The 22,769-nt window shown below is 67.9% G+C and carries 22 protein-coding genes; 9 read left to right on the plus strand and 13 right to left on the minus strand.

What is annotated here, in order from left to right; all coding sequences use genetic code 11:
• Positions 1 to 14: 14 nt before the first annotated feature.
• On the minus strand, positions 15 to 2,924 hold the full coding sequence (gene uvrA / locus D4766_RS01480) for an excinuclease ABC subunit UvrA (protein ID WP_120715854.1): 2,910 nt from the start codon (positions 2,922 to 2,924) through the stop codon (positions 15 to 17).
• Positions 2,925 to 3,384: 460 nt separating this feature from the next.
• Between uvrA and D4766_RS01485 the strand changes: the two genes are divergently transcribed.
• Together D4766_RS01485 and D4766_RS01490 are read left to right on the plus strand one after the other, a co-directional pair.
• Positions 3,385 to 6,018 carry a YadA family autotransporter adhesin gene (locus D4766_RS01485; protein ID WP_120715855.1) on the plus strand — a complete coding sequence of 878 codons (2,634 nt, stop codon included), beginning with the start codon at positions 3,385 to 3,387 and terminating at the stop codon, positions 6,016 to 6,018.
• 149 nt (positions 6,019 to 6,167) lie between these two features.
• A complete protein-coding gene (locus D4766_RS01490; protein WP_120715856.1) occupies positions 6,168 to 6,389 on the plus strand; it encodes a hypothetical protein in 222 nt (73 codons plus the stop codon).
• On the opposite strand, the gene D4766_RS01495 is transcribed toward D4766_RS01490, so the two are convergent.
• Positions 6,386 to 7,414: an A/G-specific adenine glycosylase gene (locus D4766_RS01495; RefSeq protein WP_120715857.1), complete on the minus strand. Its 1,029-nt coding sequence runs from the start codon at positions 7,412 to 7,414 to the stop codon at positions 6,386 to 6,388. The genes D4766_RS01490 and D4766_RS01495 overlap by 4 nt on opposite strands.
• Positions 7,415 to 7,443: 29 nt before the next feature.
• On the opposite strand from D4766_RS01495, the gene D4766_RS01500 reads away from it, so the two are divergent.
• From D4766_RS01500 to D4766_RS01515, 4 genes are all read left to right on the plus strand, one after another.
• Positions 7,444 to 7,974 carry a DUF721 domain-containing protein gene (locus D4766_RS01500; protein WP_234024850.1) on the plus strand — a complete coding sequence of 177 codons (531 nt, stop codon included), beginning with the start codon at positions 7,444 to 7,446 and terminating at the stop codon, positions 7,972 to 7,974.
• The gene (locus tag D4766_RS01505) at positions 7,971 to 8,642 is read left to right on the plus strand and encodes a DsbA family protein (RefSeq protein WP_162935616.1); all 672 of its coding nucleotides are present in this window, start codon (positions 7,971 to 7,973) and stop codon (positions 8,640 to 8,642) included. Before D4766_RS01500 ends, D4766_RS01505 begins: the two co-directional genes overlap by 4 nt.
• A gap of 103 nt (positions 8,643 to 8,745) precedes the next feature.
• Complete coding sequence (locus D4766_RS01510) at positions 8,746 to 9,495, plus strand: thioredoxin domain-containing protein (protein WP_120715860.1); 750 nt, start codon at positions 8,746 to 8,748, stop codon at positions 9,493 to 9,495.
• A 28-nt stretch (positions 9,496 to 9,523) separates the two neighbouring features.
• Entirely contained in the window at positions 9,524 to 12,964 is a 3,441-nt protein-coding gene (locus D4766_RS01515) for a chromosome segregation SMC family protein (RefSeq protein WP_120715861.1), read from the plus strand.
• Positions 12,965 to 12,967: 3 nt separating this feature from the next.
• Here the strand turns inward: D4766_RS01515 and D4766_RS01520 are convergent, their stop codons facing one another.
• The 6 genes from D4766_RS01520 to rpmF form a co-directional block, all read right to left on the minus strand.
• Positions 12,968 to 13,537: a TMEM165/GDT1 family protein gene (locus D4766_RS01520; protein WP_120715862.1), complete on the minus strand. Its 570-nt coding sequence runs from the start codon at positions 13,535 to 13,537 to the stop codon at positions 12,968 to 12,970.
• 294 nt (positions 13,538 to 13,831) lie between these two features.
• Positions 13,832 to 14,245: a MerR family transcriptional regulator gene (locus D4766_RS01525; protein WP_120715863.1), complete on the minus strand. Its 414-nt coding sequence runs from the start codon at positions 14,243 to 14,245 to the stop codon at positions 13,832 to 13,834.
• A 19-nt stretch (positions 14,246 to 14,264) separates the two neighbouring features.
• Positions 14,265 to 14,561, minus strand: a complete 297-nt coding sequence (locus D4766_RS01530) for an integration host factor subunit alpha (protein ID WP_120715864.1) — start codon at positions 14,559 to 14,561, stop codon at positions 14,265 to 14,267.
• A gap of 97 nt (positions 14,562 to 14,658) precedes the next feature.
• Positions 14,659 to 15,633: a beta-ketoacyl-ACP synthase III gene (locus D4766_RS01535; RefSeq protein ID WP_120715865.1), complete on the minus strand. Its 975-nt coding sequence runs from the start codon at positions 15,631 to 15,633 to the stop codon at positions 14,659 to 14,661.
• Positions 15,630 to 16,703: a phosphate acyltransferase PlsX gene (gene plsX / locus D4766_RS01540; RefSeq protein ID WP_120715866.1), complete on the minus strand. Its 1,074-nt coding sequence runs from the start codon at positions 16,701 to 16,703 to the stop codon at positions 15,630 to 15,632. The genes D4766_RS01535 and plsX overlap by 4 nt, the downstream gene beginning before the upstream one ends.
• 22 nt (positions 16,704 to 16,725) lie before the next feature.
• On the minus strand, positions 16,726 to 16,905 hold the full coding sequence (gene rpmF, locus D4766_RS01545; RefSeq protein ID WP_120715867.1) for a 50S ribosomal protein L32: 180 nt from the start codon (positions 16,903 to 16,905) through the stop codon (positions 16,726 to 16,728).
• 209 nt (positions 16,906 to 17,114) lie between these two features.
• Here rpmF and D4766_RS01550 point away from each other — a divergent pair, with 209 nt between their 5' ends.
• Positions 17,115 to 17,510, plus strand: a complete 396-nt coding sequence (locus D4766_RS01550) for an MAPEG family protein (RefSeq protein ID WP_120715868.1) — start codon at positions 17,115 to 17,117, stop codon at positions 17,508 to 17,510.
• A 342-nt stretch (positions 17,511 to 17,852) separates the two neighbouring features.
• Here D4766_RS01550 and D4766_RS01555 read toward each other — a convergent pair whose 3' ends face one another.
• The 3 genes from D4766_RS01555 to D4766_RS01560 form a co-directional block, all read right to left on the minus strand.
• Complete coding sequence (locus D4766_RS01555; RefSeq protein WP_120715869.1) at positions 17,853 to 18,503, minus strand: MBL fold metallo-hydrolase; 651 nt, start codon at positions 18,501 to 18,503, stop codon at positions 17,853 to 17,855.
• Positions 18,504 to 18,620: 117 nt separating this feature from the next.
• Positions 18,621 to 19,001, minus strand: coding sequence for a hypothetical protein (locus tag D4766_RS13665; RefSeq protein WP_162935617.1), 381 nt, complete (start codon positions 18,999 to 19,001; stop codon positions 18,621 to 18,623).
• Between the two features lie 74 nt (positions 19,002 to 19,075).
• Complete coding sequence (locus D4766_RS01560) at positions 19,076 to 19,732, minus strand: S24 family peptidase (protein ID WP_120715870.1); 657 nt, start codon at positions 19,730 to 19,732, stop codon at positions 19,076 to 19,078.
• 120 nt (positions 19,733 to 19,852) lie between these two features.
• Here D4766_RS01560 and D4766_RS01565 point away from each other — a divergent pair, with 120 nt between their 5' ends.
• Both D4766_RS01565 and D4766_RS01570 read left to right on the plus strand, forming a co-directional pair.
• The gene (locus D4766_RS01565; protein ID WP_120715871.1) at positions 19,853 to 20,041 is read left to right on the plus strand and encodes a hypothetical protein; all 189 of its coding nucleotides are present in this window, start codon (positions 19,853 to 19,855) and stop codon (positions 20,039 to 20,041) included.
• On the plus strand, positions 20,031 to 20,384 hold the full coding sequence (locus D4766_RS01570; RefSeq protein ID WP_120715872.1) for a hypothetical protein: 354 nt from the start codon (positions 20,031 to 20,033) through the stop codon (positions 20,382 to 20,384). Before D4766_RS01565 ends, D4766_RS01570 begins: the two co-directional genes overlap by 11 nt.
• On the opposite strand, the gene D4766_RS01575 is transcribed toward D4766_RS01570, so the two are convergent.
• Both D4766_RS01575 and cysS read right to left on the minus strand, forming a co-directional pair.
• Positions 20,381 to 21,319 carry a D-2-hydroxyacid dehydrogenase gene (locus D4766_RS01575; RefSeq protein WP_120715873.1) on the minus strand — a complete coding sequence of 313 codons (939 nt, stop codon included), beginning with the start codon at positions 21,317 to 21,319 and terminating at the stop codon, positions 20,381 to 20,383. The genes D4766_RS01570 and D4766_RS01575 overlap by 4 nt on opposite strands.
• Positions 21,316 to 22,746 (minus strand): cysteine--tRNA ligase, encoded by a 1,431-nt coding sequence (gene cysS / locus D4766_RS01580; RefSeq protein WP_120715874.1) that lies wholly within the window; start codon positions 22,744 to 22,746, stop codon positions 21,316 to 21,318. The genes D4766_RS01575 and cysS overlap by 4 nt, the downstream gene beginning before the upstream one ends.
• Positions 22,747 to 22,769 lie beyond the last annotated feature (23 nt).

Here is a 22,769-nt window from a genome sequence, read left to right on the forward strand (position 1 = left end):
GGCTCGTTCCCGGGTCACGCATTCAGCATCGGCTTGAGATACTGGCCGGTGAAGCTCCGTGGATTGCTGGCCACCTCTTCGGGAACGCCCTCCGCCACGATCTCCCCGCCGCGCACCCCGCCCTCAGGCCCGAGGTCCACGATCCAGTCCGCCGTCTTGATCACGTCGAGGTTGTGTTCGATCACCACCACCGAGTTGCCCTGGTCCACCAACCGCTGGAGCACTTCGAGCAGCTTGCGCACGTCCTCGAAGTGGAGGCCGGTGGTCGGTTCGTCGAGGATGTAGAGCGTCTGCCCGGTGCTGCGGCGGCTGAGTTCCTTGGCGAGTTTCACCCGCTGCGCCTCGCCGCCCGAGAGCGTCGTCGCCTGCTGGCCGACCTTGACGTAGCCGAGGCCGACCTCGTTCAGCATGTGCATCTTGTCGCGGATCGGGGGGACGGCCTTGAAGAATTCCTCCGCATCCTCGATCGTCATGTCGAGCACGTCGGCGATGCTGAGGCCCTTGAACTTCACCTCCAGCGTTTCACGGTTGTAGCGCTTGCCGTGGCATTCCTCACACGTGACGTAGACGTCGGGCAGGAAGTGCATCTCGATCTTGATCAGCCCGTCGCCCTGGCACGCCTCGCACCGGCCGCCCTTGACGTTGAAGCTGAAGCGCCCCGCCTTGTACCCGCGCGCCTGGCTTTCGGGGAGGCCGGCGAACCAGTCGCGGATCTGGGTGAAGGCGCCGGTGTAGGTCGCCGGGTTGGAGCGCGGGGTGCGGCCGATCGGCGACTGGTCGATCTCGATCACCTTGTCGCAGTTCTCGAGGCCGGTGACCTTGTCGTGCGCGCCGGCGATCACCCGCGCGCCGTTGAGCGTGCGCGCGGCGGCGGCGTAGAGCGTGTCGATGGTGAAGCTCGACTTGCCGCTGCCCGATACGCCGGTGATGCAGCAGAACGTGCCCAAGGGAATGGAGGCGGTGACGTTCTGCAGGTTGTTCGCGCGCGCGCCGTGGACGGTGATCTTCTTGCCGTTGCCCTTGCGGCGCCTCTCCGGAATCTCGATCTTGCGGCGGCCGGTGAGGTAGTCGGCGGTGAGCGACTTCTTGCTCTTGAGCACCTGCTTCAGCGTGCCCTGCGCCACGATCTCGCCCCCGTGCACGCCCGCGCCGGGGCCGAGATCGACCACGTGGTCGGCGGTGCGGATCGCGTCCTCGTCATGCTCGACGACGATCACCGTGTTGCCGAGGTCGCGCAGGCGCTTGAGCGTTTCCAGCAGCCGGTCGTTGTCGCGCTGGTGCAGGCCGATGCTCGGCTCGTCGAGCACGTAGAGCACGCCCGACAGCCCGCTGCCGATCTGGCTGGCGAGGCGGATGCGCTGGCTCTCCCCGCCCGACAGGGTGCCGCTGGTGCGGTCGAGGTTGAGGTAGTCGAGCCCGACGTTGTCGAGGAAGCCCAGCCGCTCGTTGATCTCCTTCAGGATGGCCCTGGCGATCTGGTTCTGCGTTTCGGTGAGCTGGTCGGGCAGCGCGAGGAACCAGTCCTTCGCGGCCGTCACGCTCATCTGCACCGGGGTGGCGATGTCGGTGGCGGCCGCGCCCTGGCCGACCTTCACCGATAGCGCCTTCTCGTTGAGGCGCTTGCCGTGGCACGTCTCGCAGGCCTGCGCGGTCTGGTACTTGCCCAGCTCCTCGCGCATCCACGCGCTTTCGGTCTGCAGCATGCGGCGATTGAGGTTGCCGATCACGCCCTCGAACGCCTTGCGCACGGTGTATTCCTTGCGCCCGTCCTTGAAGGTGAGCGGCACGGCCTTGCCCTTCGTGCCGAACAGGATGACCTGCTGGTTCGCCTCGCCCAGATCCTCCCACGGGGTGGTGAGGTCGAACTTGTACTCCTTAGCGAGGCTGGAGAGCACCTGCATGTAGTAGGGGGACGGCGGGTTGGACTTCGCCCACGGCACCACCGCGCCCTGCTTCAACGTCAGGTGCTCGTTCGGAACGACCAGCTGCGGGTCGAACAGCAGCTTTTCGCCGAGGCCGTCGCACGCCGGGCAGGCGCCCTGCGGGGCGTTGAAGCTGAACAGGCGGGGCTCGACCTCCTCGATGGTGAAGCCGCTGACGGGGCAGGCGAACTTCTCGGAGAACACGATGCGGTTGGCGGGGAGCCCTGCACCCTTCATGGCGCCGCCGGCCGCATCCTCGCCCTCGCGGCCCGGCACGACGCCGTCGGCGAGATCGAGATAGACCAGCCCCTCGGCGAGCTTCAGCGCCTGTTCGAAGCTGTCGGCCAGCCGCGTCTCGATCCCATCCTTCACCGCGATGCGGTCGACCACCACCTCGATGTCGTGCTTGAACTTCTTGTCGAGCGCGGGGGCTTCCTCGATCGGATACATCTCGCCGTCGATGCGCACGCGGGTGAAGCCCGCCTTCTGCCATTCGGCGAGTTCCTTGCGGTATTCGCCCTTGCGCCCGCGCACGACGGGGGCGAGCAGGTAGGCCCGCGTCCCCTCGGGCAGGGTCATCACCCGGTCGACCATGTTGCTGACCGTCTGCGCCTCGATCGGCAGCCCGGTCGTGGGGCTGTAGGGCACCCCCACCCGCGCCCACAGCAGGCGCATGTAGTCGTAGATCTCGGTGACCGTCGCCACGGTCGAGCGCGGGTTGCGGCTGGTGGTCTTCTGCTCGATCGAGATCGCGGGGCTGAGGCCGTCGATGTGTTCGACGTCGGGCTTCTGCATCATTTCGAGGAACTGGCGCGCATAGGCGCTCAGGCTCTCGACATAGCGCCGCTGCCCCTCGGCATAGATCGTGTCGAAGGCGAGACTCGACTTGCCCGAGCCGGACAGGCCGGTGATCACGATCAGCGCATCGCGCGGCAGGTCGATATCGATGCCCTTGAGGTTGTGCTCGCGGGCGCCGCGGACGGAAATCTGGGTAAGGGACATGGGCTGGCGTGTTCCGCAAACGTTCGCGCCGGTCAAGGCTGGGGAAGTAGCCTTGCACCGATTGCGCGCGGCCGACCGCGATGTGGTGTTTGCGACCACGACTGCAAGCAGAGTCTGACTCTCATCCAGACCCCTACGGAAAGCGGATTTAATGCGCGACACCGGAACTCCGACAGCTTTTCGAATTTTGCGTAACCGGGACGCGCGCTGCCTCAATCTTGAGTGGGGTCTAACGCGACTATCATGTTCGGACCGTTGTTGATGACGTATTGCATCTTTCTCCGAGAAAGCGGCATTCACCAGGTAAGTGTACGTAGCACCGCGAACGGTTATGGAACGCGCGAATAGTCTGCAGATTTTGTGTAATTTCGAACCGCCACAATCTTAGGCTAACCAAAAGCCCCACCGTTCATCATCGTCTTCATCGCAAACCTTCAGGACGGGACATCCGAAGAGGAAGATGAGGACCATGACTATCAAGTATTCCAGTATCCGCCACGCGATGATGGCCTCGGTCGCCCTGACCGGCATGACAGCCGTCTCCGTCCCCACCGTCGCTCAGGCGCAGGCACTGCAGCCGGTGGTGGACGTGTGTACCGGGCTAGAACTGAACGATTCGGTTCTTCAACAGGTGATCAACGGAACGGTCGTTCCCACGGCAAGCGCTGTCGAAAGCATCTACAATTCGCTGCTGACGGTCGCCATCGTGGCGCCGCCGCTGCTGTCGCTGAGCCCGCTGCGGCTCGGCATCGCAGATACCACCGCCGCACTCGCGAGCGGCGATCCCGTATCGCTGGCGGTTCTCGACACGAACGGCAATGTCGTCGCGCCGGGCAACTGCAACCTGACGGCCGACGGCTACGCCCTCAACACGCCGGGCGGCATCGCCATCGGCGGCAACCAGATCACCGGCCTGGGCGCGGGTACACCGGCGACTGCCGGCGAGCTCGACGCCATCGCCTTCGGTAACGGTGCGATCACCGCAGTCGGCGCGACAGGCGCGGTGGCCCTGGGTACGAACGCGCGGGTGGACGTGGCAAACTCGGTCGCGCTGGGCGCCGGATCGATCGCCGATCGCGGGGCGCTGACCGGCTACACCGCGTACGGCATCACGGGTCCGGTCAATTCGGTCGGCAGCGTGTCGATCGGCGCTGCGGGTGCCGAGCGGCAGCTGACCAACGTCGCGCCGGGGACGGCCGCGACCGATGCGGCGACCGTCGGCCAGGTCCAAGGCGCGATCGCGGCGAACAACGCCGACGCCGTGCGCTACACCGATGCAACGCACACCACCGTCGCGCTCGACGGCCCGGGTGGCACGCGCGTGACCGGGGTCGCAGCGGGCGCCCTGTCCGCCGGATCGACCGACGCGGTGAACGGCAGCCAGTTGTTCGCGACGAACCAGCAGGTCGCAGCGAACACCGGTAACATCACCACCCTGCAGGGGCAGGTCGGGACGAACACCACCGATATCGCCAATCTGCAGGGACAGGTGGGCACCAACACGACCAACGTCGCGGGCAACACGACGGCGATCACCAACCTGCAGGGCCAGGTCGGCACGAACACGACCGACATCGCCAATCTGCAAGGACAGGTAGGCACCAACACCACCAATATCGCCGCCAACACCGCGAACATCGCCGGCAACACGACCGCCATCGCGAACGTGCAGGGCCAAGTCGGCACGAACACGACCAATATCGCGAACCTGCAGGCCGGCGTCACGGCGAACACCACCAACCTCGCGGCGCTCGACGATGCGGCGGTGAAGTACGACGATGCGACGCACGGCACGGTCACCTTCGACGGTCCGGGCGGCACGCGGCTCACGAACCTGGCGCAAGGGGCAGTGACGGCAACCTCGGCCGATGCGGTCACCGGCGCGCAGCTGTTCGCCACCAACCAGGCGATCGCCGCGGCGACCGGATCGCCTGGACTGGCGCTCACCTACGACGATGCCACGCTGGCGACGGCGACGCTCGGCGGGGCGGCGGGCACCACGGTCGATAACGTGGCGGCGGGTAACCTGGCCGCCGGTTCGATGCAGGCGGTCAACGGCAGCCAGCTCTTCGCGACGAACCAGCAGGTCGCCGCGAACACCGGCAACATCGGCGCCCTGCAGGGGCAGGTCGGAACGAACACGACCGACATTGCCACCCTCCAAGGACAGGTCGGCGCGAACACCACCAACATCTCGGCCGCGTACACACGGCTCGACAATCTCGACGCGTCGGTGACGTCGATCGACGGCCGGGTCGCGAACAACACCTCCGCGATCACCAACATCGACGGCCGGGTGACCGCCAACACCACCCAGCTGGCGGCGGTGCAGGCGCAGGTCGACAACATCCCGGTGGGCTACGTCAGCAACGCCGACGGCATCACGCCAAGTGCGACACCGACCGATACCGCGGCGTTCGCCGGTGCTTCGGGCGGAACGGTGCGCGTCACCAACGTTGCAGACGGTACGCTGGCCGCCGGATCGACCGACGCCGTGAACGGCAGCCAGCTGGCCGCCACCAACGCGCAGGTCGCGCAAAACCGGGCCGACATCGTCACCATTTCGGCGACGATCGGGGCCGGCTCGGCCGCTCCGCTGCAGTACTCCAACGCAGGCACGCCGACCGTCGCCAACGGCGGCACGCCCACGCAGGATGTGACGCTGGTGGGCGCGAACGCCGGCCAGCCGGTGCGGCTGCACAACGTCGCCAACGGCGTTGCGGGGACCGATGCGGTGAACCTGGGGCAGCTCCAGACGGCGATGACGCAGGTGCAGCAGCAGGTCGTGCAGGGCCTGAACAGCGCCAATGCCTACACCGACCTGCGGATCGCCGAGATCGGGTTCGACCTGAAGGAGCTGCGGCAGGATGCGTTCTCCGGCACCGCGGCGGCGATGGCGATGACCGCCATTCCGCAGACGATGACGGTCGGCGAATCGATGATCGGCGGTGCGGTCGGCCACTACCGCGGCGAGACCGCCTTCGGCTTCGGTTTCTCGACCACCGCGGGCGACCGGGTTGTGGTGAAGGCCAGCGGCACGATCGACACCAACGGAAAGGGCGGCGTCGCTGCCGGCGCGGGCTTCGCCTTCTGATCGGGTAACCCGGGGGAGGTCCTCACGTTCACTCGCCCCCGGGGAGGGCCGCGACGCTTCAATCGCAGCGCCGCGGCCCTTTCGTATGTGGTCGTCCGAATGCACCCGGGCCTCTTGCCAAGCGGCGGCGTGTTGCCCACATAACACGCATGCTCAACGTGCTTTCGATCATCACCGGCCTCATCGCGCTGGTCATCGTCATCCCCTCGCAGATCCCGCTTCTGGGCTGGGGCAACTGGTTCGCCCTGCCGCTTGCGGTCGTGGGCATCGTGCTCGGCGCGCTGTCGCGCAGCAATTCGGGCCGCAACCTGTCGATCGTGGTCTTCCTGATCGCGGTGATCCGCCTGTCGCTCGGCGGCGGGATCATCTAGTCCCGCCCGGCCCTCGCGCGGGCCGCGGCCTTCGCGAACAGGGTCGGCAGACCGGCGTCCTCCAGCCGGTCGACGGGCCACCACTGGCCCTCCCCCGCCGGTTCTTCGCTCGGGGAGACCAGGACGGCCAGTTCGAGGTCGAAGTGGGTGAAGCCGTGGCGGACCGTGCCCGCATCGCGCCAATCGCCGGCCGGCGCGCCCGTGCCGTCGCCTCGCGCCGACCAGCCATCGTCCGGGAGCGCGCGCATCCCGCCCAGCATTCCCGTTCCGGGCCGGCGGACCAGCCACACCGCCCCGCCGCGTTCGATCCACAGTGCGGTGCCCTTGCGTTGCGGCTTCGCCTTTTTCGCCGGCTTGACCGGGAAGCGGGCGGGATAGCCAGTGGCGCGCCCTTCGCACCCTCCGGCCAGCGGGCACAGCAGGCAACGCGGATCGCGCGGCGTGCACACGGTCGCGCCAAGGTCCATCATCGCCTGCGCGAAATCGCCCGCGCGGGTATCGGGGGTGATGCTGTCGGTGCGTTCGCGGATCGCCCTGCGCGCCTGCGGCAGCGGCGTTTCGATCGCGAACAGCCGGGTCACCACCCGCTCCACATTGGCGTCGACGACCACGGCTCGCCGGCCGAACGCGATGGCGGCGACCGCGGCGGCGATATAGGCCCCCACCCCCGGCAGAGTGCGCAGGCCCGTTTCGGTATCGGGAAAGCCGCCCGCCGCCGTGACCGCCTTCGCCGCGGCGTGGAGGTTGCGGGCGCGCGAGTAGTATCCCAGCCCCGCCCATGCCGCCATGACGTCGGGCTCCTCCGCCCCGGCCAGCGCCTGGACCGTGGGCCAGAGGGCCAGGAACTTCGCGTAATACGGCGCGACCGCGGCGGTGGTCGTCTGCTGGAGCATGACTTCGCTCAGCCACACACGGTATGGTTCTGGTGGCGGCTCGCCGGGCGGGCTGCGCCAGGGGAGGCTGCGCGCATGGCGATCGTACCACGCCAGCAGCGTCTCGCTCACAGTCAGGTCGCTGGCGCTCACGGTTCGCCTATGGCATGGGCGCGGGCAGGATGGAACGCACCCCGAAGCCCACCACGAAGCTCAAGGCGAAAGCATACGAGCGGCCGCGCGGCGGGCCTGCGAAATCGATCGCCGAGCTGACGCCGCAGGTCGGCCGCACCGCGTTCCGCCGCTACGGCTTCGTGCAGTCGAGCGTCGTCACCCGCTGGCCGGAAATCGTGGGCGAACATCACGCGAAAGTCTGCACGCCCGAGGCAATCCGCTTTCCCCCCGGGGAAAAGGCCGACGGCATCCTGCAGCTCGTCGTGCTGCCCGCCCATGCGCCGCTGATCCAGCACGTCATCCCCGAGATCATGGAGCGGGTGAACCGCTTCTTCGGCTACAAGGCAGTCGCGCGGGTCAAGCTGCGGCAAGGCGCGGTTAAGCCGCCGCCTGCCACCGCGCGCGCCGCTGCACCGCCGTCCCTGAAACCGGTGCCGATCGAGCTGGGCGAAAGCTTGCGCGACATCGGCGATCCGGAACTGCGCACGGTGCTTGAATCCCTGGCGCGGGCGCTGGGGCACAAGGAGGGTTCGACGTGAAATTCCCGACCATCGCACTGGCCGCGACCGCGGCCCTTGCCGCCGTTGCCGCGCCGGCTGCCACGAACTGGCTGACCGTCGTCGATACCAAGGGTGGCGGCCACGCGATCGGCAACCCCGCAGCGAAGATCAAGCTGACCGAGTTCGTTAGCTACACCTGCAAGCACTGCGGCGATTTTGCGAAACAGGCGACCTCCGCGCTCGACGTCTATGTGGCCACCGGCAAGGTCCAGCTCGACGTGCGCCATGTCGTGCGCGATCCGGTCGACCTCACCGTCGCGATGCTGGCGAACTGCGGCCCGGCGGCGAAGTTTCCGCGCAACCACGCCGCGCTGATGCTTGCCCAGCCGAAGTGGCTGCCGGTGGCGGAGAAGGCGACGTCGGCCCAGCAGTCGCGCTGGTACAACGGCCCCGGCCCCGCCCGCCGCCGCGCCATCGCGAGCGACCTGAAGCTCTACGACATCATGGCTCCGCGCGGGTACGATCGGATCGCGCTCGACAAATGCCTCAATGACGAGGCGATGGCCAAGCGCCTGGCCGACCAGTCGGTCGCCGACGACAAGAAGTGGAAAGTCGCCGGCACCCCCAGCTTCGCGATCGACGGCACGATGCTGTCCGGCACACATGCGTGGTCGATCCTCCAGCCGCAGCTCGACGCGCGGCTCTGACACGCGCCCTTGCATACTCGCCCATAGCTGTGGAAAGCGGCGCATTACGCTTCACCGCCCGCCCCGCAGGGGCTAGCCTCGACCGTCATTCGAAAGGACGCCAATGTTTCGTACCGCTTCCGTCGCGCTGATCGCCGCGCTCGCCCTCGCCGGGTGCGATTCCAAGGATGCCGCCGGCACCAGCGGCGAAGGCGAGATCGCGGAAGCCGCACCGGTCTCCGCGGTCGCCGCCCCGGCCGGGCAGCAGTGGTCGGAAGTCGCCTCGTTCACGCCCGAAGGCGGCGTCGTCGAAGGCAACCCGAACGCACCGATCAAGATCGTCGAGTACGCCAGCCACACCTGCGGCCACTGTGCAGACTTCGCTGCCGCCGCCGCAGAGCCGCTGCGCACGAAGTACATCGACACCGGCAAGGTCAGTTACGAACTGCGCAACCAGATCCACGATCCGATCGACCTGACGTTCGCCGTCCTCGCGCGCTGCGCCGGGCCCGAGGCGTTCCATGCGCTGGCCGAACAGGGGTGGGCGAACTTGCCCGCGATCATCCAGCGCGCGCAGGCCAATCAGGCCCAGATCCTGGCCGCCAGCCAGGCGACCGGCGCCGCCCGTTTCGACGGCATTGCCAACGCGACCGGCCTCTACGAATTCTTCGCCCAGCGCGGCATCTCGCAGGACCAGGCGAAGACTTGCCTCGCCAAGACCGACACGGCGACCCAGATCGCCAACAATTCGGACACCCAGTCCGAAGAACTGAACGTCACCGGCACGCCGACGTTCTTCATCAACGGCACCAACATCGGCACCCACACCTGGGCATCGCTGGAACCGCTGATCCAGCGCGCCGGCGCGCGGTAATGGGCCGGCGGGGGGAGTAGGCGCGAGGGTGCAGATCCGGCGGCTCAAGCTCAGCGGCTTCAAGAGCTTCGTCGAGCCGTCGGAACTGCGCATCGAACCCGGCCTGACCGGCGTCGTCGGCCCCAACGGTTGCGGCAAGTCCAACCTGCTGGAAGCGATCCGCTGGGTCATGGGCGAGAATTCGCCCAAGGCTATGAGGAGTTCGGGGCGCTCGGGCGGCATGGAGGACGTGATCTTCGCCGGCACCGCGCAGCGCCCGCCGCGCGACTTTGCCGAAGTCGTCCTGTCGGGCCTCGACGACGATGACGAGGACCTGGAGGTCGTCCGCCGGATCGAGCGCGGTGCGGGCAGCGCCTACCGCCTCAACGGCAAGGACGTGCGGGCGAAGGACATCGCGCTGACGTTCGCCGACGCGGCGACCGGCGCGCATTCCCCCGCCCTCGTCAGCCAGGGCAAGATCGCGCAGGTCATCGCGGCGAAACCCACCGAACGGCGCATGATGCTGGAGGAAGCCGCCGGGATCGCCGGCCTCCACGTGCGGCGCCGCGATGCCGAGGGCAAGCTCAGGCAGACCGAGGCGAACCTCGCCCGCCTGGAAGACCTGATGGCCGGCCTCGACAGCCAGATCGCCTCGCTGCGGCGGCAGGCCAAGCAGGCCGAACGCTACAAGGCGCTGTCGGACGAGATCAGGGTGGCCGAGGCGCGGCTGCTGTTCGCCCGCTGGCGCGATGCGGCGGCGGCGGCCGAGCGCGCGCGCGGCGAGGCGAAGGCGGCGGACATGGCGGTCGCCGCCGCGCAAGCGGCTGCCGGCGAACGACAGGCCGCGCAGAAGCGGGCGGCCGAAGCTCTCGCCGAAGTGCGCGACGAACTCGCCGACCGCCGCGACGATGCGAGCGCGCACGGACACCGGATGGCGGCGCTGACCACCCAGCTCGAGGCGGCCGAACAGCGCCTTGCGGACCTCGATCGCCAGCGGACCCGGCTGGAGGAAGACCGGGGCGATGCCGACCGGATGACGAAGGACGCCGCCGAAGCGCTGGCCCGCCTGGAGAAGGACCTTGCCGTCGGGGCAGCCGCCCTTGCGGCTGACGAGGCGCGGCGGCCTGCGCTGGCGGCGAAGCTCGACGATGTCGACCGGGCGGGCCGCGCGGCAGAACTTGCCCTGGCGAAGGCCACCGCCGACCACGCCGGCGTGGAAGCCGACTGGCGCGTCGCCGAAGCCGAAGTCGCGCAAGGGGCGGCACGGATCGCGCGGCTCGAGGGCGAAGCGCGGCGGCAGGACGAGGCGCGCGCCGCGCTGACCGCCGCCGGCGATCCGGTCGCTGCCGTCGAAGCCGCCGCAAAGGAAGCCGCTGCCGCAGCCGATGCGTTGGCGGCGGCACGCGTGCGTCTCGAGACAAAGCGGGCAAGCAAGGACAGCCTGCAAACAGCGCGTGACGAGGCAGCCAGCACCCTGGCGGCGGCGCGTGCCGAACTGGCCGGGCTCGACCGTGAATACCAGGCGCTCGACCGCGACCGGCAGGCCCGCGCGAAGGCGGCGGCGGGGCGCAAGGGCCTTGCCACCGCGCTCGACAGGGTGCGCGCGGCGCCCGGATACGAACGCGCGCTCGCCGCCGCGCTGGGGCGCGATGCGAAGACCCCGCTGGGCGATGTGCCGGAACGGTCCGGCGGCGAGGGACGCTTCTGGACCGGGTCCGATGCGCCCACACCCGTCGCGGATGCGCTGGCGAACCATGTCACCGACTGCCCGCCGCAGCTCGCCGCGCGGCTGGCGCTGGTCCATGTGGCCGATGCCGACGACGGCCGCGCCCTCGCCCCCGGCGAATGGTTGGTCACCCGGGCAGGCGCGCTGCGCCGGTGGGACGGGTTCGTCGCCCGGGGCGAAGGCGCGGCGGAGGCGGCGCGGCTGGAGGCCGAGAACCGCCTTGCCGAACTCGAAACCCTGCTGCCGCCCCGCCGCGCGGCGCTGGCTGCAGCCGAGGCGGCGCAGGCGCTCGCGCAGGACGAGCTTTCGACCCTGCAGCGCGAACTCGTCGCCGACGAACGCGCGGTGCAGGTGGCGGCCGAAGAGGAACGCTCCGCCCTGCGCCGGATGGATCAGGCCGAAGCGGCGCGCGAACGCCACGCGGCGCGGCTGGAGGAACTGGCCGGGGCGGCCCGCGACCTGGCGCAGCAGCGCAGCGCCGCCGAAGCCGATCTGGCCGCGGCCAGGGCGAAGCGCGATGCCCTCCCCTCGCCCGATGCCGGGCGTGTCGCGCTCGATGTGGCGCGGGCGAAGAACGAGGCGGCGCGATCGGCCCTGCAATCCGCGACCGCCGAACTCGCCGCGCACGACCAGGGGCTGGCGGTGGCGCACGAGCGGGCCGCCGCGATGAAGTCCGATGTCGCGAACTGGCAGGCCCGCTCGGGCGAAGCGGCGCGTCGCCTTTCCGACATGAGCCGCCGGTTCGAGGAGATTGAGCAGGAGCGCAGCGTCGTCGCCGCCAAGCCCGAGGGGCTGATGCGCGAGATCGAACAGGGCGACATCGTCCGCACCCGCCTGACCGCGGAACTGGCCGCCGCCGAGGCTGCGGTCGCCAAGGTCCAGGCCGAAGCGCAGGCTACCGATCGCGCGCTCGCCGAAGCGGCCGAGGCGCTGTCCACCGCCCGCGAGGCGCGCGCCGGCCTTGCCGCCCGCGCCGAGAACGAGGAACAGCGCCGCGAGGAGATGGCGCGCATCTCGGGCGAACGCTTCCAGTGCCCCCCGCCGCTGCTGGCGGGCCGCTTCGCCTTCGACGCCGACGCCGTGAAGGGCCACGCCGACGAGGCCGCGGAGATGGACCGCCTCGTCGCCAGCCGCGAGCGCATCGGGCCGGTCAATCTCGTCGCCGCCGACGAGCTCGCGCGGATCGAAGGCGAGCACGGCAGCAACGCCGCCGAACAGGCCGAACTCGCCGAGGCGGTCGCCCGCCTGCGCGGCAGCATCGGCAACCTCAACCGCGAGGGGCGCGAGCGACTGCGCGCCGCGTTCGAGGAAGTGAACGGCCATTTCCAGCGCCTGTTCACCCGCCTGTTCGAAGGCGGCGAGGCGCACCTCGCGCTCATCGACAGCGACGATCCATTGGAGGCCGGCCTCGAGATCTTCGCCCAGCCGCCGGGCAAGCGGTTGCAATCGCTCACGCTGCTGTCGGGCGGCGAGCAGGCGCTGACCGCCACCGCGCTGATCTTCGCGCTGTTCCTCACGAACCCCGCGCCGATCTGCGTGCTCGACGAAGTCGATGCCCCGCTCGACGATGCCAATATCGACCGGTTCTGCGACCTGCTCGATTCGATGGTCGCCGAAACCGCCACCCGCTATCTCATCGTCACCCACAACGCCGTGACGATGAGCCGGATGCACCGGTTGTTCGGGGTGACAATGGTCGAACGCGGGGTCAGCCGCCTGGTGAGCGTGGACCTCGGCGAAGCGGAATTGCTGGCGGCGGAGTAAGCCTCAGCCCCCGGCCGCATCCCACAGCACCCACAGGCCGATCGCCAGGAACAGCGCGGCGGCGATCCCGCGCACGACTTTGAGCGGCACGACCCGGACGATGCGGTCGCCCAAAAACACCGCGGGCACGTTGGCCAGCATCATGCCCAGCGTGGTGCCGAGAGTGACTATCGCGACGTCGCGGAAATGCGCCCCAAGAGCGATCGTGGCAATCTGCGTCTTGTCGCCGATCTCGACGACGAAGAACGCGACCAGCGTGGTCAGGAACGCGCCGAAGCGGGACGGGCGCGGCCCCTCGTCCTCGTCGAGTTTGTCGGGGACCAGCGTCCATGCCGCCATCGCGACGAACCCGATACCGACGGCATAGCGGAACCAGGGCCCGTCGAGCAGGCCCGCGACCGCTTCTCCCAGGAAAGCGGCGATGGCGTGATTGGCGATGGTCGCAAACAGGATGCCGAGGATGATCGGCAACGGCTTGCGGAAGCGGGTCGCGAGCACGATGGCAAGCAGCATCGTCTTGTCGCCGATCTCGGCGAGAGCGACCACAGCCGCGGAGGTGGTGAGAGCTTCCAAGAGAACGTCTCCGGGCCGGGCGAACGATACGACGACGGCACAGCGCCTCCCGCCCGGCCGGGCGGAAGCGCAGTGCCATCGGTCTCGTCCGGGCGGCTGAACCGCCCCCATCGCGCCACGACCTCTCGGCCGAGTGTGTTGACGCGTGGAACCGCGCTGTCCGCGCGGCGGGCTACTCCCCGATTGACGGGGCCGCGCTAGACGAAGCGGGCTGGCGCATCAAGCCGCTCACGGCGGGGATGTCCGGTAAGGTTGCGGCGGTGATTACTGCCGGTCGCCTGGCGCCGAAGAGGCTCAGCGTTCCAGCGCGGCGGCCAGGGTCGTGCGAATTTCGCGCAGCCGCGCGATCGCCTCGCGGTTGTCGGTCGCCATGACCCGGGGCGCCGCCGATCCGGAAAAATGTGCTTCGGTCGCCGCGCCCGTATCGTTCGCCACCCCGTCGCCATCGGCGCGGAAATCGGCCAGCGCTGCCTTCGCGCCCTTCAGCGTGTAGCCCTCGGCGTTCACCAAGCGGTCGATCTCGCGCAGCAGCGCCACGTCCTCGGGCCGGTAGTAGCGCCGCCCACCGCTCCGCTTCATCGGCTGGAGCTGGGGGAATTGCCCCTCCCAGTACCGCAGCACGTGCGCCTTCAGGCCCAGCGCCTCGCCGACCTCGCCGATCGTGCGGAGCGCGCCGTCATCCTTGCCGTCGTCGAAGCTGGCGACCATGCGCGCCTCCCATGCGGTTCTAGCTGCCCGCGACCTTGTCCTTGAGCAGCTGGCTGGCGCGGAAGGTCATGACCCTCCGCGGCGTGATCGGCACTTCGACCCCGGTCTTGGGGTTGCGGCCGATGCGTTCCTTCTTGTCGCGCAGGACGAAGGTTCCGAAGCCGGAAATCTTGACGTTCTCGCCCTTCGCCATCGCTTCGCACATGTGGCTGAGGATCGCCTCCACCATCTCGAGCGATTCCGCACGGCTGAAGCCGAGCTTCCGGTTGATTGTTTCTGCCAAATCGGCGCGAGTCAGCGTGCCCACCGAACGCATCACGTCGCCTCCTTTTACCGAACGTTGGTGCGACCCGAGTTCGAAGACGCGGTATTCCTTTTCACGGGCAACCGCAACGGGTTACAAGCGGCTTTTCCTACATCCGTACGACGCTGGCACCCCACGTGAACCCGCCTCCCATCGCCTCGAACACGACGAGGTCGCCCGGCTTGATCCGCCCGTCGCGCACGCCGACGTCGAACGCGAGCGGCACCGACGCGGCCGAGGTGTTGGCGTGGCGGTCGACGGTGACGATGACCTTTTCCGCGGGCAGCCCCAGCTTGCGGGCCGTCGCATCGAGGATGCGGGCGTTGGCCTGGTGCGGCACCACCCAGTCGACATCGTGCGGCGAGAGACCGGTTTCCGCAAGCACTGCGCGCAGAACGTCGGCAAGGTTGGTGACCGCGTGACGGAACACTTCCTTGCCCTTCATGCGGAGCTTGCCGACCGTACCCGTGGTCGAGGGGCCGCCATCGACGTAGAGCAGTTCGTTGTGCGCCCCGTCGGCGTGGAGCTGGCTGTAGAGCACGCCCGGCCCGGCGAAACCCTCGTCCGCGACCTCGCGCGCCTCCAGCACGATCGCGCCCGCGCCGTCGCCGAACAGCACGCAGGTCGTCCGGTCTTCCCAGTCGAGGATGCGGCTGAAGGTCTCCGCCCCGATCACCAGCGCCCGCTTCGCCATGCCGGCGCGCAGCATCGAATCGGCGGTCGCCAGAGCGTAGAGGAAGCCCGAGCATACGGCCGCCACATCGAACGCGATGCCGCCGCGCGCGCCGATGAGGTCCTGCACTTTCGTGGCGGTGGCGGGAAACGTCTGGTCGGGGGTCGCCGTGGCGAGCACGATGAGGCCGATGTCGGACGCCGCGATCCCGGCCGCCTCGAGCGCCTTCGTCGCGGCCTCGGCGGCGAGGCTGGCGGTAGTCTCGCCCTCGCCCGCGATATGGCGGTTGCGGATGCCGGTCCGCTCCACGATCCATTCGTCGCTGGTGTCGACCTGCCGCGCCAGTTCGGCGTTGGGAACGGCGCGCTTCGGCAGGGCCGAGCCGCTGCCGACGATCAGCGAACGGATCACTTGGCGGACACCTCCGATGTGGCCGGCTGGCGAGCGCGCACCGCGCCTACATTGCCGCCGAGCTGGGCGAGGTCCGCCGCGATACGCTGCGTCAGGTCGTCCTCGAGCAGGCGCGCGGCGACGGTGACCGCATTGGCCACGCCCGCCGCGGTTGCGCTGCCGTGGCTCTTCACGACCAAGCCGTTAAGGCCGAGAAAGACCGCGCCGTTGTGGTTGTTGGGATCGAGATGGTGCTTCAGCAACTCGGTCGCCGGTCGGCTGACGAGGAAGCCGATCTTCGATCGCAGGCTGCTGGTGAACGCGGTGCGCAGCAGGTCGGTAACGAAGCGCGCCGCTCCCTCGATCGCCTTCAGCGCGATATTGCCGGAAAACCCGTCGCACACGACGACATCGGTGGTGCCGCGGTTGATCTTGTCGGCTTCGATGAACCCGTCGAATTGCAGCGCCAGCCCCTTCGCCTCGCGCAGGCGCTGGGCGGCTTCCTGCACCGCATCGGTGCCTTTGATCTCTTCGGTACCAATGTTGAGCAGCCGCACGCGCGGTTCCTCGCGGCCGGTGACGATGCGCGAATAGGCCGCGCCCATCACCGCGAACTGCACGAGATTGCGCGCATCGCATTCGGTGTTGGCGCCGAGGTCGAGCATGATGACGTCGGTCTCGCCCAAGCTGGGCAGCAGTGCGGCGAGCGCAGGCCGGTCGATGCCGGGCATCGTGCGCAGGGCCAGCTTGCTCATCGCCATCAGCGCGCCGGTGTTGCCCGCGCTGACGGCGGCGCCGGCGTCGCCCTTTTTCACCGCATTGACGGCAAGGCCCATGCTGGTCGTCTTGGCACGGCGCAGCGCGCGGGTCGGCTGCTCGTCGCCGCCGACCACGTCGTCGCAGTGAAGGATCTCGCTCGCGCCGCGCAACTGGGGGTGCGCGTCGAGCGCGGCCTTGATCCGCGTCTCGTTACCCACCAGCAGGAACTGGAACTTGTCGTGCCGCCGGCGGGCAAGTGCCGCGCCGGAGATCATGGTCTGCACGCCCTCGTCCCCACCCATCGCGTCGACGGCGATACGCGGGAGGGTCATGACAGGACTATCCTGAGCCGGCTCAGAGGCCGACGGCGACGACTTCGCGGCCGTTGTAGTGCCCGCAGTGGGCGCACAGGTTGTGCGGGCGCTTCAGCTCGCCGCAGTTCGAGCATTCGTGATAGGCCTCGACCTTCAGCGAATCGTGGCTGCGACGCATGCCGCGGCGGCTCGGGGAAACTTTTCTCTTGGGGACGGCCATCGTGGCACCTGTTCCGTATTGATATCTGTGCGTTGTGCGGGTTCGCCCTAGGCGAAGGTCCCGGCGCGCACAACCCATGCGGATCGCACACGCAATATGGACCCCTCCTTGGCGGGAAGGCGCGGCCTATAGACGAAATGCCGCGCGTTGCAAGTCGCCGCGGGTGTGCTAGCTCTCGCGCCATTCGGATCGCATTCGGGGAGTGGGGCATGATCCTTCCGGTAACACTGACCTCGGCCGCTGCGGCGGCGATCATCAACCTGTGGCTCGGCATCCGCGTGGGGCAGATGCGCGGCCGCACCAAGGTGTCCATCGGCGACGACGGCGCCGGCGGACCGCTGACCGCCCGCATACGCGCGCAGCTGAACTTCGTCGAGAACACCGCATTCGTGCTGGTCCTGATCGCGGCGATCGAGATCGCCGGAAAAGGCCAGCCGTGGCTCGCGTGGGTGGCGGCGATCTACATGCTCGGCCGCGTGGCCCACGGCCTCGGCATGGACGGCGGCGCATTCGGCAAGGGGCGCATGGTCGGGACGCTCGTGACGATGCTGGTGCAGTTGGCGTTGGCGGTGGTGGCGGTGCTGGTGGCGCTGGGGGTAATGTAGGATAGAGAAACGAAAAATCGTGAATAGTCTAATGCCCGTGGTAATTTTCCAGATGGCACTTCGGACACATCGGATCACAAAGCGTTAGTTCGGCAGAGAGCTTCACTCGCGACGCGCCTCTCCGGATTAACGATGCGATAGTAGCATTTTTCGTAAGCGGATCGCGGTGATGCCAATGAAAGCCAGTTGGCAACGGGTTATTGCAAGGAGGATGCGTGCAAAATCCTCCCCGCGAAGTCGCTTCTTCGTTCGCCAGAATGCGATTTCGATTTTTTTTGTTCTTCCATGCCATCGCGCTTTTTCCCCAATATGCTAGGTTCAGGTGTCAAACCAGCGACCTATCTAGCGCACTACTTCCAACGCATAATCGCTCACGAACGCATTGGTCTGCCGCTCCCGCCCGAAGGTGCTGACCGGGCCGTGGCCGGGGATGAAGGTCACGTCGTTGCCGAGCGGCCAGAGCTTCTGGGTGATCGCGTCGATGAGGTCCTGGTGGTTGCCCATCGGAAAATCGGTGCGGCCGATACTGCCCTGGAACAGCACGTCGCCGACGACCGCGAACTGGCTCGGGCGGTGGAAGAACACGACATGGCCGGGGGTGTGGCCGGGGCAATGGATGACCTCCAGCGTCAGCTCGCCGACGGTCACGGTGTCGCCATCCTCCAGCCAGCGGTCGGGTTCGAAGACCCGGGCCTCCATCCCGTACTTGCCGCCATCCTCGTCCAGCCGACTGATCCAGAAACGGTCCGCCTCGTGGGGCCCTTCGATCTCGAGGCCCAATTCCTCGGCCAGCATGCCCGCCTGCCCGCAGTGGTCCAGATGGCCGTGGGTGACGAGGATTTTCTCGAGCGTGACCCCCGCCCGCTCGACGCCGAGCTTCAGCTTGTCGAGATCCCCGCCCGGATCGATCAGCGCCGCGCGCATCGTCTTCGTGCACCAGATCAGCGAACAGTTCTGCTGCAAGGGCGTCACCGGAATGATCGCGGCTTTCATTGGTGGAGTGGCGGACATATCGGTCATGCACGACAGGTGGCGCGAGATGCGCAGCAATGCAACTGTCGCGCTGGAGTTCGATCACCCGCCAAACGGGTATATCTCGCCAAGCTATGGTCAGTCCTGACGCATCTCCTCTACGCGCCAATCGCCACCCACTCGACAGGCGACGCCGCTGACTTGATCATCGGTAAATCGACGACAGACTTGGCCTTGGGCGTTGCGGAATTCGTCGCTCACTTGAGGAGCCCCTTCGTAACCGAGAAGCGACGGATCGTAGAGGACACTTTCCAGTTCCCCTGCAGCGATCAAGGATCCCGCTTCGTATACGAAGGGCGACTCCTGTCCCTGCACGAGCCAAGCCCCCTGAAGGAACGCTCCGATCGCGACCGCGCCGATGGCTGCGAACGACAGCCAGAAGATTGATCGCGAGCGCGGCCCGAATTGCCACGTTCGCACCGGCCCTTCGATCCCATTTACGCCATATGCGTCGGCCATGCGATTCCTCCAGGTGTAGTAGCAGGATAGAACACCTCCTGCGCATGTGCAAGCTCGACCGAAGGCAGCAGGACCTAGAGCCTGCCGCTTTTCCAGACCACGCGGCCGATGATCTCGAGTTCGTCCAGGCCCACTTCGACAGGCGGATAAACCGGGTTTTCGCTGAGCAGTCTCGCGCGTCCGGGGCCTGCGGCCGCCAGGCGCTTGACCATCAGCATATCGCCGAGACGCACGACATGGACCCCGTCGCGCAAGCCACGCTGTGTCCGATCCACGAGGATCTCGTCGCCGTCATGCAGGGTCGGGACCATCGAATCCCCCTGCACGCGGATCGTCGAGAGTTGGGCGGTGGCAAGCCCCTGCTCCTGCAGCCAGCGACGGCTGAAGCGGAAAGAATCGAACGGCCGCTCGTCCGCCGCGAGCGCGCCTGAACCCGCTGCTGCGCCGATCGACAGCCGTGGGACCTCGGTCCAATCGGCTCGGGGAACACCGACTGTTCCGGCAGAGATATCGTCCGCCCCGCCCAATTCCGATTCGCCCACCCCGAAGTAGCCAGCGAGCTTGCGGCGATCGCCTTCCTCCAGCTTGCGTGGAGAACCCTTGCGAATAAACTGCTGCAAGTAACTGGAATTGCGACCGATCATCTCGGACAGGCCGGCAAGACTGACCCCCTGCCCCTGCGCCAGTTCGAGAAGGCGGGCGCGCGCGGGGTCGTCAGAAGCGTTTACCATTCTTCCTTCCTACACGTAGGATTTTTCCTAGACAAGTAGGATTTCGGCTGGTTCCAAGGTGCTTCGATCGCACCACACGAGTCGCCGCCCGCACCCGTTGCGGGCGCACATGGAGACCCCATGCTGATACGCACCATCGAGAAATTCCTGCGCGAGCACGCCATGCCCGCAACCAAGTTCGGACGGCTGGCCGCCAACGACCCCCGCCTCGTCCTCGACATGCGGATGGGGCGCGAACCGCGGGCCGCGCTCAGTTTCCGTGTGGAACATTTCATGAACACTTATGGAGAAACCGCCCATGCCGGCTGATCCGGACACCCGCCCCGCCCGCACCATGCCGCGCGGCCCCGCCGGTCACCTGCGCGATGCGCTACTAAAGCTGGCGAGCGGCCGCGCCGTCTGCCTGCGGCAGTCCGAACGGCCGTGGGCCAGCGTGACCTTCGAAGGCGCGCGCCACACGTTCGAACTGCGCTTCGACGGTCTAACCGCCACGCTCGCCGGGGAGACGCTGATCGAACAGCTCCCCGATCACGAATTCACCATCCCCGGCCAGCTCGTGGCCGAAGCCCGCGTAACCGCCGTCGATCACCGCCTCGCACCCGAACCGTGCATGAAGGTGACGTGCGAGCTGCTGCTGCTGAAGGATGCCTAGTACCCGCGGGCCGGATCGAAGATCGGCGAGAGAGGTTCGCCCGCCACGTAGCGGCGGCAGTTCTCAACGAAGCGTTCGGCGGATCGGGCGAACATCTTCGATTGCGCACGGCCCGAAAGGTGCATGGTGACGTGGGCCGTGTCGAGATCCCACAACGCATGGTCGGCGGGCAGCGGTTCGGGCGTGGTTACGTCCAGCATCGCACCGCCGATCGCCTTCTTTTCGAGCGCGGCCACCAGCGCTTCCTGGTCCACCACCGCCCCACGCGCGATGTTCACCAGAACGGCGCTGTCCTTCATCGCCGCCAGTTCCGCCGCACCGATCATGCCGTCGGTCTCGGGAGTGGCGGGCACGGCGAGGATGACCCAGTCGAACTCGCCGAGACGGCCGCGCCAGTCGTCGGGGCCGAGTTCGCCGTCGCCGGGGGTGCGGCGCACCGGAACGACCTCGACCTCTAACGCCTCCAGCCGCGTCTTCACCAGTCCGCCGATCGCGCCCATGCCGAGCAGCAGCGCGCGGCTGCCGGCGAGTTCCATCTTCCCCGGGCTGTCGGCGAGCCATTCGTGACGGTCCTGCGCGCGCACGACGTCGCGGTATCCCTTGGCATGCACCAGCATCAGCATTACGACGTATTCGGAGATCGTCAGCGCGTTGATGCCCGCGCCGTTGGTGATCGTCACCCCCCGCTCCGCCAGAAGGTCGAGCGGCGCGAAATCGAGCCCGGCGTAGATCGAGTTCAGCCACTTGAGGCTGGTCGCCGCCCTCATCGCCTCGACCATCACGTCCTTGCGGTCGAGATCGAACCAGCCGATCTCGGCCTGGGGCGCGAGCGCCATCATCTCGTCCACCGACGTGAACCAGCGCGGCTCGATCTCCGGCGGCAGGTGCGGTTCGACCAGCGGGCGGACGAGGGCCGACAGGACTGCGATCGTCATAGCTTCCACTCCCATCCCAGCGGATCGCCGTCCATCACCTCGACCCCGCGCGCGGCGAGTTCGTCGCGGATCACGTCGGAGGCGGCGAAGTCCTTCGCGGCGCGCGCCTCCTTGCGGCGGGCGATCAGGCGGTCGATCTCGTCTTCCGCGATCTGCGCGTCGGCGGGCTTCAGGCGAAGCTCTTCGCGGGTCAGCGTCAGCAGGTCGAGACCGAGCAGCGCATCGGCTATGCGCACGATCTGGATGCGCTTGGCCGCGGGCACCTTCTTTGCGCCGACCGCCGCTTCGAGGGCGGTGAGCACTTCGGGCGTATTGAGATCGTTGCCGATCGCCTCGTCGAAGATCGCTCGCTCGTCGTCGCTGAGGGGGAAGCTGCCTTCCGGTTGCTTGCCGTCGGCCAGCGCGGCCTTGACGCGCTCGACAGCCATCACCAGCCGCTTCAGCCGCACCAGCGCCGCGCCCAGCCCTTCCCAGGTGAACTCGAGCTCGCTGCGGTAATGCGCCTGCAGGCACAGCAACCGATACGCGAGCGGGTGGTAGCCACGATCGACCAGCGCCTGCAGAGTGAGGAAATCGCCGGTGGACTTGCTCATCTTCCCCCGCCGGTCGACGAGGAAGTTGTTGTGCATCCAGATGCGCGCGCCGGTGTCGGGGCCGCAGGCATGCGCCTGGTTTTGGGCGATCTCGTTCGGGTGGTGAATTTCTCGGTGGTCGATCCCGCCGGTGTGGATGTCGAACGGGTGGCCGAGGAGTTCGGCGCTCATCACGCTGCATTCGATGTGCCAGCCCGGCGCGCCGCGGCCCCAGGGGGAATCCCATTCCATCTGGCGGGTCTCGCCCGGCGGGGTGGTGCGCCAGAGCGCGAAGTCGGCGGCATGGCGCTTGCCTTCGACGGTCTCGATCCGCCCCTCGCCCTCGTCGGTGCTCGCGCGTGCGAGGCGGCCGTAGTCCGGCACGGTCGAAACGTCGAAGTACAGCCCGCCGTCGAGCCGGTAAGCATGCTTACCCTCGATGCTCGCGTTCCACGCGACCATCTGTTCGACGTAGTCGGTTGCGCGCGGATGCTGCACCTCGCGGATGTTGAGCCGCCGCAGGTCCGCCTCGAACACCTGTTGGTAGTGCGCCGCGATGTCCCACGCCGATTTGCCCGCGGAGGCCGCGGCCTTTTCCATCTTGTCATCGCCCGCGTCGGCGTCGCTGGTGAGGTGCCCGACGTCGGTAATGTTGATGACGTGGGTAAGCTTGTACCCCTTGAAGCTCAGCACCCGGCCCAGCGTGTCCGCGAACACGTAGGCGCGCATGTTGCCGACATGCTGATAGTTGTAGACCGTCGGCCCGCAGGAATAGACTCGCGCCTCGCCCGGATGGATCGGCTGGAACGTCTCGAGACTGCGGGTAAGCGAGTTGAAGAGCTTGAGGTCGGTCATGCGGCGCGGGTTAGCCGCTGCGC

The sequence above is a fragment of the Tsuneonella amylolytica genome (assembly GCF_003626915.1).
GTDB lineage: Bacteria > Pseudomonadota > Alphaproteobacteria > Sphingomonadales > Sphingomonadaceae > Tsuneonella > Tsuneonella amylolytica.